Raw genomic sequence first — 16,324 nt, forward strand, 5'->3', positions numbered from 1 at the left:
AATTCAAAGCAGGAAAAAGCCGTTGCGACCATAATCGCAACGGCTTTTCTATTAAACCTCCATAATGATCGGCAGGATCATTGGGCGGCGTTTTGTTTTTTCATAAAGGAAAGGCGCAAGTGTATCAGTGATTTCGTTTTTGATTTCTGACCACTGAGTTGTTTTTCTTTCCATTACTTTATTCAAGTGCTTATTGATCAGGCTCTGGGCATCATTGATCAGGTCGCCAGATTCTCTCATATAGACAAATCCACGCGAAATCAAGTCTGGACCCGCAGCAATCTTAAATTCCTTCATATTGATGCTGACTACAACAACGACGAGGCCTTCCTCGGAAAGGATTCGTCGGTCGCGAAGAACAATGTTCCCGATGTCGCCAACACCGCTTCCATCAATATATACATTCCCAGAAGGGATCTTACCGGCAACACCCACTTCATTGTCCCCAAGAGCAAGAACTTCTCCGTTATCCATAATAAAACAGTTTTCTTCAGGTACTCCACAATCGGTAGCGAGTTTTGTGTGCATTTTTTGCATACGGTACTCACCATGGATAGGCATGAAGTATTTTGGTTTGATCAGGCGAAGCATCAATTTCTGTTCTTCCTGACCACCGTGTCCGGAAGTATGGATGTCATTTAATGAACCGTGGATGACATCGGCACCTGCACGGGAGAGCATATTGATCGTTCTGTTAACACTGATTGTGTTCCCTGGAATAGGTGAAGATGAGAACACTACTGTATCGCCAGGCTGAATCTGGATCTGACGATGTGTTCCGTTGGCAATCCTTGATAAAGCGGCCATAGGCTCGCCCTGGCTTCCAGTACAAAGGATTGTAACCTGATTGGCAGGGAGTCTGTTGATTTGCTGTGCATCGATGAATGTATCCTTCGGTGCAGTAATATACCCTAGTTCTTGTCCGATATTGATGGCTGATTCCATGCTTCGGCCGAAAACAGCGACTTTTCTTCCATTTGCGACTGCAGCTTCGACTACCTGCTGCAAGCGATGGATATTGGATGCGAATGTGGCGAAAATGATCCGTCCATCCACTTTTCGGAAAATATCATGAATGCTTTCACCAACACGGCGCTCAGACATTGTGAAGTGCGGTACTTCAGCATTAGTGCTGTCCGATAGCAAACAGAGGACACCCTCTTTGCCGATTTCAGCCATTTTAGTCAGGTTGGCAGGTTCACCAACTGGTGTGAAATCGAACTTGAAATCACCCGTGTGGACGATTTGCCCAGGAGGTGTTTTCACGACGACACCATATGAATCAGGTATACTGTGTGTTGTCCTGAAGAATGTGACCGAAGTTTTACGGAACTTGATGATGTCGTCTTCCTTGATTTCGATCAGCTTCGCTTTTCGCAATAGACCGTGCTCTTCTAGCTTGTTTTTGATCAAGCCCAATGCAAGCTTGCCGCCATAAATTGGGACGTTGATTTCTCTCAGCAAATAGGGGATGCCGCCAATATGGTCTTCATGGCCATGTGTAATGAATAGTCCTTTGATTTTATCTTCATTTTTTACAAGGTACGAATAGTCAGGAATAACGTAATCAATCCCCAGCAATTCATCCTCAGGGAATTTGATTCCAGCGTCAATCAAGATGATTTCATCCTGGAACTGCACCCCGTATGTGTTTTTACCGATTTCGCCTAAACCACCAAGCGCAAAAACGGCCGTTTGGTCATTTTTAACAAATTTCATAAATTATTCGATCTCCAATACTTCAAAGTCTTCTTTTTGTCTTTCGTACTCAAAATAGTTACCCTCAACTGCCTCGACATATTCAATATTATATTGGCGATCAGCTATTTTTGTCCGTACATCTCTTTCAGAGTCACCTTTTACATAAATGGTTTTTGTTTTTTCGCGAACTGGAACTTGCTTGTTGGATTCCTGGAAGTAAACTTTAAAAATCATGAAAAATCTCTCTCCTTAAATTAACTTTTTCTATTGTATAGGCAATTTTCGATGAAACATTTTGCAGATTACGCAATTCCCGGTCTGGGATATACAAAAGGTAAACGTACAAATTTGCAGGTAAAGCATAACTCTGTCAAAATAATAAACGAATTTAGCCATATATAAAAATTAACAATGTTACCATTGTTATTATCAATCGTGCCATGTTTTCTGCTATTTACCAATTTACAATAAGGAAGGAGCCCTTCGCAAGTTTGAAGGGCTCAAAAAGTTAAGCGATTGTTTTTTTTCGAAGCAAATCTTTCCACTGTTTTAAAAGCTTCTTTCTTAGCTTCTTTAACATAGTGGATCATCTCCTTAATTCCTATTTTAAACTATCCTTGTCCAAAGTAAAGTAAACAAGGAAAAGTTTAGGAAAGATTATTTTTCAAAATCCTATCTTTTTGTTTATATTATATGATGAAATAGCAAATTTTTTCATGGATATTGATGGAATGACATAAATTGTCATTGCTTAGACACAGATTTTGATTTCTTATTTCTGTACACGCACATGGGAATTTGATAGACTACTCATTTACATAATAATTTTTAAATGACTTTTGTACATTTATATTCTGATTGCTTTGTCGGGAAGGACTAAGGGTATGAAGCAGCCTTGAATATTGATGTAACCTGCTTTTAAAAATGCATCAAAGGAGAAGGATCATGAGCAAAATCGTATTTTTCGATATCGATGGAACACTATTGGACCACGATAAAAACCTCCCAGCCTCTACAAAAGAGGCAATTGAGACTTTAAAAGAAAATGGAGTTTTCGTAGCCATTGCAACGGGCAGAGCACCATTTATGTTCGAATACTTGAGAAAAGAACTGGACATAGACTCTTTTGTAAGCTTTAACGGCCAATATGTTGTCTTTGAAGGAGAGCCAATTTACCAGAACCCTTTGAATAACGGCAAGATAGAAGAACTTTATTTTGAAGCGGCTAAAAAGGGGCATCCGGTCGTATTCATGAATCATAAGAAGATGAAATCATCAGTGAAGCAGCATGACTACATTGAAACCAGCCTCGGGGGACTTAAGTTTGCGCACCCAGAGCATGACGACCGTTTTTATGTTGAACGTGACCTCTATCAGACTCTTCTGTTCTGTGAAGAAGGACAAGAAGAATATTACCGTGAAGCTTATCCTGAATTCACTTTTATCAGATGGCATCCTTATTCTGTTGATATCCTGCCTGCAGGAGGCTCCAAAGCGGAAGGGATTAAAAAGATGGTAGACCGTTTAGGTTTCAAGCCTGAAGATGTCTACGCTTTCGGTGATGGACTGAATGACCTTGAAATGCTCAAGACAGTAGCAAATGGCGTCGCGATGGGTAATGCCGTCCCAGAATTGAAGGAACTAGCGAATATGGTTACGAAGGATGTAGATGACGACGGAATCTGGCACGGATTGAAAGAATTGAAATTGATTTAGATTGTGACTAGAGAAACTGTCTAGATGATGAATACCATTTTAGGAAAGTAAAAAGCCGAATCGCTAAGGATTCGGCCTTTTTTGACTGCAACATTTCGTTGTGTGCAGCTTATCTTTCCACTGGTTTTGCATCAGGAACTTCAGCATATGGATCTTGTTTATTAATATGATCGTAAAACATGATGCCATTCAGATGATCGATTTCATGCTGGAATACAATCGCAGGCAGACCTTTTAGGCGCAGCTTCACTTCATTTCCTTCAAGGTCAATCCCTTTTACCGTTACCCTTGCATATCTCGGTACATACCCTGGGATCGCCTCATCAACCGATAGGCATCCTTCACCTGCTGAAAGGTAGGAACGTTCTACTGAATGGCTGATGATTTTCGGGTTGAAAAGAGCATGGCTGATCAAGTTATCCTTTTCATCGCTAACATGAACCGCAATCATTCTTTTCGAAACATTTATTTGTGGAGCAGCAAGGCCGATACCAGGTCGAAGTCCATGCTTTTGGGCAATTTCAGGGTCCTGGCTGTTTTTAACATATTCAATCAGGCTTTCAAGCACTGCCTTATCTTCCTGTGAAGGGGGTATTGAAACTTCTTCCGCGACTTTCCTGAGCACGGGATGACCATCACGGACGATATCATTCATCGTCAACATAAACTTCACCTCTAGTATGTAATAATGTTAGTCTAACAAATGCCCACTAAAAAGTTAACTAGAAAAATTCAAAAGAGAGAGGTATATAACCTCCCTCTTTCATCATTTAAAACTTCCAGCAGGCGCAGCCAACAATGATCAGAAGGATGAACAACACGACAATCAAAGCGAATCCATTGCCATAGCCTGCTCCTGCAACAGGATAACCGCATCCATATCCGTATCCGTACATCAGGAAACCTCCTCAAATGTGTTTTTCGCCCGTAAATCGGTCGATTGCTATAGCCTATGCAACAGAAAAATTTAGGTATAGGCTTAAGCCTAAAGCATAAACAGCCAGAGGTATGTATATATATAGGGAGAGGACAAGTATTCGCCACTTCAATTCCTGCAATTAATCCTGCGAAATTTCATATCTATTGTCAAATCTCGTCGCAATCGCTATAGTAAAATTGGTATCAATGAGGAGGTTTTTATTTTGTCCATATTCAAAAAAATAAGTTTAGCTATTATTATGATGGCTGGAGTTTTCAGTCTAGCAGGGTGTCTGGACAAGCAATCACCGGAGGAAAAAATGTTTGAAGCTCTTGAGAAGGTTGTTTCAATCGAAAAAGGGTTTGAAGATCAGCAAGATCCTCTTGTAGAGCTGGAAAAGAAAGAAAAAGAAATTTACGAGCAGATCATTTCTTTAGGAATGAAGGAATACGACCAAATTGTCAAGCTAGCAGATGAGGCATTGGCTATAGCTGACAAACGCGAAGAACATATTGAAAAAGAAAAAGAAAGTATAGATGAATCTGAAAAGGAATTTGGGAATGTCGATGCTATCATAGATGAGATCGATGACGCTGACCTTAAGAAGCAGGCAACTGGACTGCAATCGACTATGAAAGAAAGATATGCTATCCACGAGAAGCTCTACAAAAACTATAAACAAGGGCTTCAATATGACAAAGAGCTATATGGAATGCTAAAAGATAAAGAATTAAGCTTTGAAAAACTCGAAGAACAAATCAATAAAGTGAATGAAGTTTATGAAACGGTCTTAAATGACAATAAGGAATTCAATGATAAGACTGACCAGTATAATAAAGAAAAAATGGATTTTTACAAAAGTGCTGGAATTGAAGTGAGTTCTGAAAAAGAATAATAAAGGGAAGCCGCTTTTAATCAAAGCGGCTTTTTGTTGTGGAAATGAAAACCCCGGGCTATGCCTGGGGTTCCAAAAAGCTTTCAGCGTGGTATTAAAAAAACTTCCCCACGGTGCTAAAATATTTTTTGGTTCGCCAACCAAAAATATCTGCACGGAGGAAGTCCTATGTCTAAAGACAATAACAGTTTATCACACACTACCTGGAATTGTAAGTATCACATCGTATTCGCCCCAAAGTATAGGAGACAGATCATTTATGGGAAAATCAAAAAAGATATTGGAGAAATACTACGCACATTATGTGAAAGAAAAAGTGTAGAAATAATCGAAGCGACAGCTTGTAAGGACCACGTACATATGTTAGTGAGTATACCGCCTAAAATAAGTGTCTCCTCATTTGTCGGTTACTTAAAAGGAAAAAGTAGTTTAATGATATTTGATCGGCACGCAAACCTGAAATACAGATATGGAAATCGAAAATTCTGGTGTACAGGTTATTATGTCGATACCGTTGGAAGAAACAAAAAGGTAATAGAAGATTACATTCGAAATCAAATACAAGATGATATAGTCGCAGAGCAATTAACGATGATGGAATACATTGATCCATTCACAGGAGAAGAAGTGAAGAAAAAGAAACGAAGTTAGAAGGGGAGAAGGCCTTTTAGGTCTGGCCAGTAGAAGTAGTACAATTGGCGAACCTTTCAGTAGCCCTTTAGGGTTTGGTCAGTAACAAAGGCTTTCAGCCGCAGAGAAAACCACCCGTTCTCACGGGTGGTTATTATTTGGTCTTTTATTCAGCAAGTGATTGATCATGTCTAGCTGAATAATCCTATATATGAAGCAAACAGGAGAGGCTTGCCTTTGCAGCTTGCCATACAGCACTAATACAGTTGAACCTAAAAGTTATTTATTATAGTACAGTAATTTTTATTGAGTAATACAGATGCTTTTTCGAGATAATAACATAAAGATAGTGGATAAAATTTAAAAAGATGAAACATAGTATTTGACGGAGAAATATTCGTGATGTAAACTAAAAAACGAATGAGCGGATTGTATTACTATTTTTTTATTTTTCATTGATACAGTATTTCTTAAGCGAGATTGGAGAAATAAAAGTTTTTATATGGTGAATCTGTGGAAAACTAAATAATGGTGTGTTCATATATGGTTAAAGCAAAGTGTTATTGAAAAACCTCCTGAACCATTAGTGAAAGGCCAAGAAAAACAATTCAGCTCTGACAGGTATTTAGAAACCCGGGGAAGTTTATCCTGATATTGGGTAACCTATTTTTGTATATTCAATTTAAAATTCATGAAGTATGAAAGGAAGAGGTGGCTCTGATGGCATCTAAAACAAAAAACAATACTGTTGATGCAATGAAGCAGCTCGAAAAGATTGAAAGCCAATTCGAGATGTTCCAGATTTTGAATGAAGAGGGCGAAGTCGTAAATGAATCGGCAATGCCTGAGCTTTCAGATGAGCAATTACAAGAATTAATGAAGCGTATGGTTTATACAAGGATTTTGGACCAGCGCTCAATTTCATTGAACCGCCAGGGGCGTCTAGGTTTCTATGCTCCAACTGCAGGACAGGAAGCTTCCCAGCTTGCATCACAATTCGCACTTGAAAAAGAAGATTTCATTCTTCCAGGATACCGTGATGTCCCACAGATGATCTGGCATGGACTTCCGCTGACACAAGCATTCCTATTCTCACGCGGACACTTCAAGGGTAATCAAATTCCTGAAGGCGTAAATGTCATTTCTCCACAAATCATCATCGGTGCTCAATACATCCAGGCAGCTGGTGTTGCTCTTGGTATGAAGAAACGTGGAACTAAAGCAGTTGCCGTAACTTACACAGGTGATGGCGGATCATCACAGGGTGATTTCTACGAAGGTATCAACTTTGCGGGTGCATACAAAGCTCCAGCAATCTTTTTCGTTCAAAATAACCGTTTCGCGATTTCAACTCCAGTTGAAAAGCAGACTGCTGCAGAAACAATCGCTCAAAAGGCTGTTGCAGCTGGTATCCCTGGTATCCAGGTAGACGGAATGGATCCACTTGCAGTTTACGCTGTCACTCTTGAAGCACGTAAGCGCGCAGTTAATGGAGAAGGTCCTACATTGATCGAAACAATGACTTACCGTTATGGTCCACATACAATGGCTGGTGATGACCCAACTCGTTACCGTACAGCTGACCTGGACAATGAGTGGGAAAAGAAAGATCCATTAGTTCGTTTCCGTAAGTTCCTGGAGAAGAAAAATCTGTGGACTGAAGAGATGGAAAACGAAACAATCGAAAGAGCAAAGGAAGAAATCAAAAACGCGATCAAAGAAGCGGATGATACTCCTAAGCAAAAAGTAACTGACCTTATGGAAATCATGTATGAAGAAATGCCGGACTACTTAAAAGAACAGTATGAAATATATAAAGAGAAGGAGTCGAAGTAAGCCATGGCTCAAATGACAATGATTCAAGCAATTACAGACGCTCTTCGCGTTGAAATGAAGAACGATCCAAACGTACTAGTATTCGGGGAAGACGTTGGCGTAAACGGCGGTGTATTCCGTGCTACTGAAGGTCTGCAAAATGAATTCGGTGAAGACCGTGTATTTGATACACCACTCGCGGAATCTGGTATCGGCGGTTTGGCAATCGGTCTTGCGCTGCAAGGCTATCGTCCGGTCCCTGAAATCCAATTCTTCGGCTTTGTTTTCGAAGTTATGGATTCTATCGCAGGACAAATGGCTCGTATGCGCTACCGCTCAGGCGGCCGCTACAGCTCACCAGTAACAATTCGTTCACCATTCGGGGGAGGCGTACATACTCCTGAGATGCACGCTGACAGCCTTGAAGGAATGGTTGCACAGCAGCCTGGCCTGAAAGTCGTTATTCCTTCAACTCCGTATGACGCAAAAGGATTGTTGATTTCTTCAATCCGTGATAATGATCCAGTCATTTTCTTAGAGCACATGAAGCTATACCGCTCTTTCCGTCAGGAAGTACCTGAAGAAGAATACACAATCCCTCTGGGTAAAGCAGATGTCAAGCGTGAAGGTAAAGACCTGTCAATCATCACTTATGGTGCAATGGTCCACGAATCACTAAAGGCAGCTGAAGAGCTTGAAAAAGAAGGATACTCTGTAGAAGTTATCGACTTAAGAACAGTAATGCCTTTTGATATTGAAACAATCATCGCTTCTGTTGAAAAAACAGGAAGAGCGATTGTCGTACAAGAAGCGCAAAAACAAGCTGGTATGGCTGGACAGATCGTTGCAGAAATCAATGATCGTGCAATCCTTAGCCTTGAGGCTCCAGTATTGCGTGTAGCAGCTCCAGATACAGTATTCGCATTCTCTCAAGCAGAATCTGTATGGCTGCCTAACTACAAAGATGTAATTGAAACAGCTAAAAAAGTACTTACATTCTAAATAAACACTGAAATTAATAAGGTTGAAAAACTTAGGAGGGTGAATTCCATTGGCATTCCAATTTAAGCTGCCAGACATCGGTGAAGGTATTCACGAAGGTGAAATAGTCAAGTGGTTCGTAAAACCTGGCGATAAAGTCCAGGAAGACGATGTACTTTGCGAAGTGCAGAATGATAAAGCAGTAGTAGAGATTCCTTCACCTGTCGCAGGTACAGTCGAAGAAGTATTAGTAGAAGAAGGAACAGTTGCAACAGTAGGACAGGTACTTGTAACTTTTGATGCACCTGGATATGAAGATCTTAAGTTTAAAGGTGACGAGGAACATGCACCTGCTGAGCAGCCTAAACAGGAAAAGACGGAAGCTCAGGTTCAGTCTACATTAGAAGCTGGACAAAAAATTGAAAAAGAAGCAACAGAAGCTCCTGCTCCTGCAGCTGAAACAGGCGCTGGCGCAGCGGCTGCACCACAGGCAGAGGTTGACCCTAACCGCAACATCGTCGCAATGCCATCTGTCCGTAAATATGCACGTGAAAAAGGTGTGGATATCCGTCAGGTTCCTGGTTCAGGCAAGAATGGCCGCATCCTGAAAGGTGATATCGACAGCTTCCTAAGCGGAGGTGCTCCAGCTGCTGCTCCACAGGCAGACCAAGCACTGGAAACACAAGCAGAAGAGGCACCTAAAGCTGCAGCAGCTCAGGCAATTCCAGAAGGACAATACCCTGAGACGCGCGAAAAGATGAGCGGTATCAGAAAAGCGATCGCTAAGGCAATGGTTAACTCCAAGCATACAGCTCCACACGTAACCTTAATGGATGAAGTGGACGTAGCGAAGCTTGTCGCACACCGTAAGAAGTTCAAGGAAGTAGCTGCAGAGAAAGGAATTAAGCTTACATTCCTTCCTTATGTGGTAAAAGCATTAACAAGTGCATTGCGTGAATATCCAGCATTGAATACATCATTAGATGATGCTACAAGCGAAATCGTTCACAAGCACTACTATAATATTGGTATTGCAGCAGACACAGAAAAAGGCTTGCTTGTTCCAGTCGTAAAGGATGCTGACCGCAAATCTGTATTCTCAATCTCAAATGAGATCAACGAACTTGCTGGAAAAGCACGTGATGGCAAGCTGGCTCCAGATGAAATGAAAGGTGCTTCTTGCACAATCACGAATATCGGTTCTGCTGGCGGACAATGGTTCACTCCAGTCATCAACCATCCAGAGGTTGCAATCCTTGGAATTGGCCGCATTGCTGAAAAGCCTGTAGTCAAGGATGGAGAAATCGTCGCTGCTCCTGTATTAGCGCTTTCCCTAAGCTTCGATCATCGTATGATTGACGGCGCTACAGCACAGCACGCTTTAAATCATATCAAGCGCCTGTTGAACGATCCAGAACTATTGTTAATGGAGGGGTAATAAATGGTAGTAGGAGATTTTCCAATTGAAACTGATACTCTTGTCATTGGTGCCGGCCCTGGCGGATATGTGGCAGCGATTCGCGCTGCCCAGCTGGGCCAGAAAGTAACAATCGTAGAAAAAGCAACACTTGGCGGAGTGTGCCTGAATGTAGGATGTATTCCTTCAAAAGCTTTGATTTCTGCAGGCCATAGATACGAAAACGCTTTGCATTCTGAAGATATGGGTGTTAAAGCTGAAAACGTAACGCTTGATTTCTCTAAAGTCCAGGAGTTCAAGGCTGGGGTAGTCAAGAAATTGACAGGCGGCGTCGAAGGTCTATTGAAAGGCAACAAAATCGATATCGTAAGAGGCGAAGCATATTTTGTAGATGCTAACACAATCCGTGTAATGGATGAAAGTTCTGCACAGACATATACTTTCAAAAATGCGATCATCGCTACTGGATCCCGTCCAATCGAGATTCCTGCATTCAAATATTCTAAGCGTGTCCTTGATTCTACAGGAGCACTTAACCTTCAGGAGCTTCCAAAAAGCATTGTCGTTATTGGCGGTGGTTATATTGGTACTGAGCTTGGCGGAGCATACGCTAGCTTTGGAACTAAGGTAACAATCCTTGAAGGAGCGGACGAAATCCTTAATGGTTTCGAAAAGCAAATGTCAGCTCTTGTAAAACGCAACCTGAAGAAGAAGGGTGCGGAAATCATTACTAAGGCCCTTGCTAAAGGTGTTGAGGAAACTGACACCGGAGTAACGGTTTCTTATGAAGCAAACGGCGAAGAAAAGAAAATTGAAGCTGATTATGTGTTTGTCATGGTAGGAAGAAAGCCTAACACTGACGAACTAGGTCTTGAGCAGGTTGGCATCGAGATGTCTGACCGTGGCGTCATCAAAATCGACAAACAGTGCCGCACAAATGTAAGCAACATCTACGCAATTGGTGACATTGTCGAGGGACCGCCATTGGCACATAAAGCTTCTTATGAAGGAAAAATCGCTGCTGAAGCGATCGCTGGACATCCTTCAGAAATCGACTACCTTGCAATTCCAGCAGTTGTATTCTCTGATCCAGAACTAGCATCAGTTGGATATTCTGAAAAGGAAGCGAAGGATGCAGGCATCGATATTATAGCATCTAAATTCCCATTTGCTGCAAATGGCCGTGCACTATCGCTTAACCAGACAGACGGCTTCCTGAAGCTGATCACACGTAAGGAAGACGATATTGTCATCGGTGCGCAAATTGCTGGACCGAATGCTTCTGACATGATCGCAGAACTTGGTCTTGCAATCGAAGCAGGCATGACTGCAGAAGACCTTGCAATGACAATCCACGCTCACCCAACTCTCGGTGAGATTACAATGGAAGCTGCAGAGGTTGCGCTAGGAAATCCAATTCATATTGTAAAATAAACACAAAAAAATCCTTTCCGATATGGAAAGGATTTTTTTATTCATTATTCAGCACTGCTGATAATGGTTCGATAATCTGGTCCTTTGTTACACTGCCATTCACATTGGCAATGACCTCGTCCTGATGGACAATTAAGATGGCAGGAAACTGCTTTACTTTAAAAAGATCATAATATTTATTCGCGTTCGCTGCGGGTATGACAACAATATCATCAAATGCGGCAGGGTATTCTTTTTTCAATTCTATAATTGCGTCATAGTAGGATGCTTCTTGTCTATAATTCTCATCATCAGAAAAGAAAACAACTTGTTTTATATCTTCATTAAGCTCCAACTCATCTGAACTGTTGACTGGGTTGCATGATGCCGTAAGGAAAAGGAATGTTGCGACAAAAACAAAAGACAAACTTTTCATTTATCTTTGCCTCACTTTTTTCGGAATGATTTTTCACCATGGTTAACTGTTTGTCCATATTCTATCACAGCAATTTCCAAAAGAATGGAATGTTATTGATTTGTTACATAATTGAAAAATATCCGCTTCATCCAGACATATACTAGTAAAAAGAGATGAATGTTTATCCTATCTCAACTTGGGAAAAAGATAATTTAGACATGGTGGTGGAGGGTTTGAGGGTGTATGCAGTTATGCTGCTTCAATTCATGATCTGGAGTGGATTTACCTTAATAGAATGGCTATCTAAACACGATCATCCAATTTATAATGGTATTATGTTCTTTGTATTTTTCTATTTAGCCATAATCATAGGCAATCAAATAATGAAATCGACGAGGAAGACCTTTTTCATAACGCTTTTAAGCCTTGTTATTTATGTATCGATCCATATGACAATGTCTTTTATTTCTTCCATTTGATCCTGAAATACAGAGAACGTAAGCATATGTGCCATCAACCTTGTCATCACACAGCAGGAGGGGAAAGACTTGAAAAAAACTCTAGTATTATCGATTGCAGCTGCGATTATCTTAGCTGGATGCGGGGACGAAGAAGTACAGAAGACAACAGAAGCCCGTCAAGAAAAACAAGAGATGGTAAAGGAAAATGTAAAAGCTTCAGAGGAGAAGACAGAAAAAGAAGCTGAGGAAGTAACAGAAGAGTCACCAGAAGAAGAGGCACAGAGCAAAGAAGTGGTACAGGCCTCACCTCAGTACACAATGAAAGGCGATTTTTCCATCCAAAATATGACTGATCCTGATGAAAAAATCGTGTTATTGACGATTGATGATGCTCCCGACAAAAATGCTCTTGAAATGGCTAAAACATTAAAAGGCTTGAATGTAAAAGCCATCTTTTTTGTGAATGGTCACTTCCTTGATACCCCAGAAGAGGGGGAGGTCCTGAAACAGATTCATCAAATGGGCTTTCCGATTGGTAATCATACATACAATCATAAATCACTCAAAGACTTAACCGAGGAACAGCAAAGGAAAGAGATTGTAGATCTTAATGACAGAGTGGAAGAACTAATTGGCGAAAGGCCGCAATTCTTCAGGGCTCCGTTCGGAATGAATACGGACTATAGCAAGCAACTGGCTGCAGATGAAAAAATGCTGCTAATGAATTGGACCTATGGATATGATTGGGAAAAGGAATATCAATCAAAGGAAGCTCTTGCGGACATGATGGTGAATACACCATTGCTCCGGAATGGGGCAAATTTGCTGATGCATGACAGGGAGTGGACAAGCGCAGCACTGGGGGATATCGTAAAAGGCCTGCAAGATAAAGGGTACAAAATCGTTGACCCTGCACTGATTGAAACTCCTGCAAATAAAGAAACGGCTGCCCAATAGCAGCCGTTTCTTTTGCTTAAATAGAATTCGATCCCGATGTTTATTTCGGAACCATGCTATGCATTATTTTCGTGGATAGAAATACATGACTCTTCCGTTGAATAAATGGAGCTCACCTTGAAGTTTTTTACCGATGAATTTACTGAATTCATTTGCTTTTCCCTTGTCACCTGCAGTTGCAGTCGGCGGAAGGGTTATTTGTATGTATGATTGCTCGCGTCCTGTCCCATCTTCCTCGAAAACAGTCTCTGTGTCAACGCCAATCAGTATTGCGCTATAACGGTCCTGTGAAGATTGCAGGTAGAACCATTTGCCTTTGCCATCTTCTTTTTCCTTCAAATCATAAGGAAATGCGGAATTTTCGTAATTCCAATCAACCTGGTCGCCAGTTTTAGTGGTGATTTCCTTATAGTAATGAAATAAATTCTTTAGTTCTTCTGTGGAAATGGCTTGCTGAGATGATGATGGAACAAGTTTGATATAAGCATTACTAGACATCGTCCAATCCCCTTTTCCTATCTATTCTTCCTCATTTTATCACTCCTGAAAAAGCGTTGACAATAGAATAAAAGCTTTTTAGCTTATATGGCACTTGCCTTTTTGTCAAAAATAAATTATAATAATATTCTAAATATTTAATTAAAAAGGAGGAGGCATATGGAACTATTCGATAAGCTTTATGATGAGCACGAAAAGGTTCACGTCAGGTTTGTGGGGTTCACTACTTATGATACTCGTTATGACTTTGGGATCGTGTATACCAATATGTTTTTCGGGAAACCTCTTGTAGTTTGCATGCAGACGGGGCGTTCAGCACTCCTCGACCCTAAGGACATTGAAGACGTAGAATATTTGCAGAAAGCATTCCATATTACTGAAGTCCGGCAGGCTGAGGACCTTGCATTATTTTTCAATGAAGAATTGCCAACAGCGCCTTTCCAGACTCAGTACGAATAAGCGGAGAAGAGAGCAGGCCAACAAAGGCCTGTTTTTATTTTTTTGGAAAACAAAATCCTAATGAATAGTGTCATACTATTTAACTTGCGAACATATATAATGGGTACATATAATAAAAATTACCATACAAAAAAATAAAAGTGTTATACGGTTTAGGCTTGAAATCTTAATAGTGTTATATTATTATATAATTAGAAACTGATGAAGCGCTTTCAAAATTCAAAACGAAAAGGAGTTTGAAAAGATGGGCACAATCGTTTGTCAAACTTGCAATGCTACAATTGACCATTTCGAAGATGAGAAAGTAACGGTACTATATTCAAAAAAATGCAACTGCTGCGACCATGAAGGAGCAGAGGAAAGATAAGGATAGATAAAAGGGCATGCTGCTGCATGCCCTTCTTTTTTATGTGTATATTTTCAAATCCAGCGTTTTGTCTGGACTCACTAGCATTTATCGGATTGCTTTATGTTCCTTGATTACCCTGAACGATTTTAGCTCATCATCCTCTGGTCCTTGTACTGGCAGGCCAGCTTCCATATTTGTCTTGATATACACAAGGTTTTCTTCAGTGATGATTTCTCCCGGAATGAAAATTGGGATTCCTGGAGGATAAACCATGACGAACTCCGCGATGATCCTTCCTTCTGATTCTTCGACAGGAACAACCTCTGTATCAGCGTAAAAGGCGTCTCTCGGCGTCAATGCCAATAATGGAATATCAGGAAGCATAACTTCTGCATGGACTTTTTCAGCTAAGTGGTGGAACTCACTTGAAAGCTCACGTAATGCTTGAACAAGAATTTCCGCTTCTTTTTGAGTGTCACCAGGCGTAATGATACACAGGATATTGTACAAATCTGAAAGTTCTACTTCAATATTGTATTTTTCGCGAAGCCATTTCTCGACTTCATAACCTGTAATATTAAGGTCCTTGATGCTGATGAGTACCTTTGTCGGATCAAAATCAAAGGTAGCATTTGTTCCAAGCAGGTCTTCACCAGGGCAGTAGAGATGTTCGATTTCATTTACCTGCCCTCGGATCCATTGCGCCAGCTTGATGGTCCTGTCGATAATGTCCCTTCCTTCAATGGCAAGCCTTCTCCTCGCCGTATCCAATGAAGCGAGCAACAGATATGAAGTAGAAGTGGTTGTCAGCATGCTGATGATCGATTGGACGCGTTTTGCTGAAACCAGGCCTTCTTTTACATTGAGTATGGAGCTTTGCGTCATTGATCCGCCAAGCTTATGGACACTGGTGGCTGCCATATCGGCTCCAGCCTGCATGGCTGAAAGCGGGAGGTCCTCATGGAAATGGATATGGACACCGTGAGCCTCATCCACTAATACCGGTACGTCATAAGAATGGGCGATTTCAACAATTTTCTTTAGGTCAGCTGCAAAACCGAAATAAGTTGGATTAATGACCAGCAGACCTTTCGCATCAGGATGCTGATCAAGTGCCTTTTCAACAGCATCGGTTGTAATACCGTGGGAAATACCCAGTTTTTTATCTATTTCAGGATGGATGAAAATAGGGATGGCACCGGAAAAAACAATTGCGGACATGATTGATTTGTGCACGTTCCGGGGAACGATGATTTTATCCCCAGGTCCGCAGACAGTCATGATCATAGTCATGATTGCTCCGCTTGTCCCCTGAACTGAAAAGAATGTATGGTCCGCACCGAAAGCTTCAGCCGCCAACTCCTGGGCTTGCTTGATGATCCCTTTTGGTGAATGGAGATCGTCCAGCGGGCCGATATTGATCAAATCAATTGACAGGGCATTATCGCCAATGAACTCCCGGAACTCAGGATCTATTCCGCTGCCTTTCTTATGTCCGGGTATATGAAATTGGATCGGGTTCTTTTCTGCGTGCTTTAACAGGCTAGTGAATAGTGGTGTTTCGTTTTGTGACAATTGATGATCACACCTCTTTAATGTATTGGATTCCCTTTTTATAGGTTATGATTATTTTTCAGCTTTTAAAAAAATAAAACACATGCATTATAGCACTAATCAGGGTGTTTGCAAAGAATT

The 16,324-nt window shown here is 41.0% G+C and carries 17 protein-coding genes; 10 read left to right on the top strand and 7 right to left on the bottom strand.

The window, feature by feature from the left end; all coding sequences use genetic code 11:
• Positions 1-51 precede the first annotated feature (51 nt).
• Together rnjA and RH061_RS07450 are read right to left on the bottom strand one after the other, a co-directional pair.
• On the bottom strand, positions 52-1,719 hold the full coding sequence (rnjA, locus tag RH061_RS07445) for a ribonuclease J1 (RefSeq protein ID WP_311075058.1): 1,668 nt from the start codon (positions 1,717-1,719) through the stop codon (positions 52-54).
• Between the two features lie 3 nt (positions 1,720-1,722).
• The gene (locus tag RH061_RS07450) at positions 1,723-1,935 is read right to left on the bottom strand and encodes a DNA-dependent RNA polymerase subunit epsilon (RefSeq protein ID WP_311075060.1); all 213 of its coding nucleotides are present in this window, start codon (positions 1,933-1,935) and stop codon (positions 1,723-1,725) included.
• Between the two features lie 711 nt (positions 1,936-2,646).
• Here RH061_RS07450 and RH061_RS07455 point away from each other — a divergent pair.
• Positions 2,647-3,417 (top strand): Cof-type HAD-IIB family hydrolase, encoded by a 771-nt coding sequence (locus RH061_RS07455; RefSeq protein WP_311075061.1) that lies wholly within the window; start codon positions 2,647-2,649, stop codon positions 3,415-3,417.
• A 109-nt stretch (positions 3,418-3,526) separates the two neighbouring features.
• Here the strand turns inward: RH061_RS07455 and def are convergent, their stop codons facing one another.
• Positions 3,527-4,081 carry a peptide deformylase gene (def, locus tag RH061_RS07460; protein ID WP_311075063.1) on the bottom strand — a complete coding sequence of 185 codons (555 nt, stop codon included), beginning with the start codon at positions 4,079-4,081 and terminating at the stop codon, positions 3,527-3,529.
• A 106-nt stretch (positions 4,082-4,187) separates the two neighbouring features.
• Complete coding sequence (locus RH061_RS07465) at positions 4,188-4,313, bottom strand: YjcZ family sporulation protein (RefSeq protein WP_167831891.1); 126 nt, start codon at positions 4,311-4,313, stop codon at positions 4,188-4,190.
• Positions 4,314-4,559: 246 nt separating this feature from the next.
• Between RH061_RS07465 and RH061_RS07470 the strand changes: the two genes are divergently transcribed.
• From RH061_RS07470 to lpdA, 6 genes are all read left to right on the top strand, one after another.
• Complete coding sequence (locus RH061_RS07470) at positions 4,560-5,231, top strand: YkyA family protein (protein WP_311075065.1); 672 nt, start codon at positions 4,560-4,562, stop codon at positions 5,229-5,231.
• A 168-nt stretch (positions 5,232-5,399) separates the two neighbouring features.
• A complete protein-coding gene (gene tnpA / locus RH061_RS07475; protein ID WP_311075067.1) occupies positions 5,400-5,882 on the top strand; it encodes an IS200/IS605 family transposase in 483 nt (160 codons plus the stop codon).
• Between the two features lie 699 nt (positions 5,883-6,581).
• Entirely contained in the window at positions 6,582-7,697 is a 1,116-nt protein-coding gene (gene pdhA, locus RH061_RS07480) for a pyruvate dehydrogenase (acetyl-transferring) E1 component subunit alpha (RefSeq protein ID WP_167831890.1), read from the top strand.
• 3 nt (positions 7,698-7,700) lie between these two features.
• A complete protein-coding gene (locus tag RH061_RS07485) occupies positions 7,701-8,678 on the top strand; it encodes an alpha-ketoacid dehydrogenase subunit beta (RefSeq protein WP_035209342.1) in 978 nt (325 codons plus the stop codon).
• Positions 8,679-8,727: 49 nt separating this feature from the next.
• A complete protein-coding gene (locus RH061_RS07490; RefSeq protein ID WP_311075071.1) occupies positions 8,728-10,095 on the top strand; it encodes a dihydrolipoamide acetyltransferase family protein in 1,368 nt (455 codons plus the stop codon).
• Positions 10,096-10,098: 3 nt separating this feature from the next.
• Positions 10,099-11,508, top strand: a complete 1,410-nt coding sequence (gene lpdA, locus RH061_RS07495) for a dihydrolipoyl dehydrogenase (RefSeq protein ID WP_311075073.1) — start codon at positions 10,099-10,101, stop codon at positions 11,506-11,508.
• Positions 11,509-11,545: 37 nt separating this feature from the next.
• Here the strand turns inward: lpdA and RH061_RS07500 are convergent, their stop codons facing one another.
• Positions 11,546-11,923: a small peptidoglycan-associated lipoprotein gene (locus RH061_RS07500; RefSeq protein WP_311075075.1), complete on the bottom strand. Its 378-nt coding sequence runs from the start codon at positions 11,921-11,923 to the stop codon at positions 11,546-11,548.
• A 530-nt stretch (positions 11,924-12,453) separates the two neighbouring features.
• On the opposite strand from RH061_RS07500, the gene RH061_RS07505 reads away from it, so the two are divergent.
• Positions 12,454-13,323, top strand: a complete 870-nt coding sequence (locus tag RH061_RS07505; protein ID WP_311075076.1) for a polysaccharide deacetylase family protein — start codon at positions 12,454-12,456, stop codon at positions 13,321-13,323.
• 63 nt (positions 13,324-13,386) lie between these two features.
• On the opposite strand, the gene RH061_RS07510 is transcribed toward RH061_RS07505, so the two are convergent.
• On the bottom strand, positions 13,387-13,821 hold the full coding sequence (locus tag RH061_RS07510; protein ID WP_311075078.1) for a DUF1885 family protein: 435 nt from the start codon (positions 13,819-13,821) through the stop codon (positions 13,387-13,389).
• A 159-nt stretch (positions 13,822-13,980) separates the two neighbouring features.
• Here RH061_RS07510 and RH061_RS07515 point away from each other — a divergent pair, with 159 nt between their 5' ends.
• Together RH061_RS07515 and RH061_RS07520 are read left to right on the top strand one after the other, a co-directional pair.
• Positions 13,981-14,280 (top strand): DUF3055 domain-containing protein, encoded by a 300-nt coding sequence (locus RH061_RS07515; RefSeq protein WP_041966361.1) that lies wholly within the window; start codon positions 13,981-13,983, stop codon positions 14,278-14,280.
• A gap of 244 nt (positions 14,281-14,524) precedes the next feature.
• Positions 14,525-14,647, top strand: a complete 123-nt coding sequence (locus tag RH061_RS07520; RefSeq protein WP_023615067.1) for a GapA-binding peptide SR1P — start codon at positions 14,525-14,527, stop codon at positions 14,645-14,647.
• Positions 14,648-14,734: 87 nt separating this feature from the next.
• On the opposite strand, the gene RH061_RS07525 is transcribed toward RH061_RS07520, so the two are convergent.
• Positions 14,735-16,204 (bottom strand): aminotransferase class I/II-fold pyridoxal phosphate-dependent enzyme, encoded by a 1,470-nt coding sequence (locus RH061_RS07525; RefSeq protein WP_311075081.1) that lies wholly within the window; start codon positions 16,202-16,204, stop codon positions 14,735-14,737.
• Positions 16,205-16,324: the final 120 nt, after the last annotated feature.

The organism is Mesobacillus jeotgali (genome assembly GCF_031759225.1).
Lineage (GTDB): Bacteria > Bacillota > Bacilli > Bacillales > Cytobacillaceae > Mesobacillus > Mesobacillus jeotgali_B.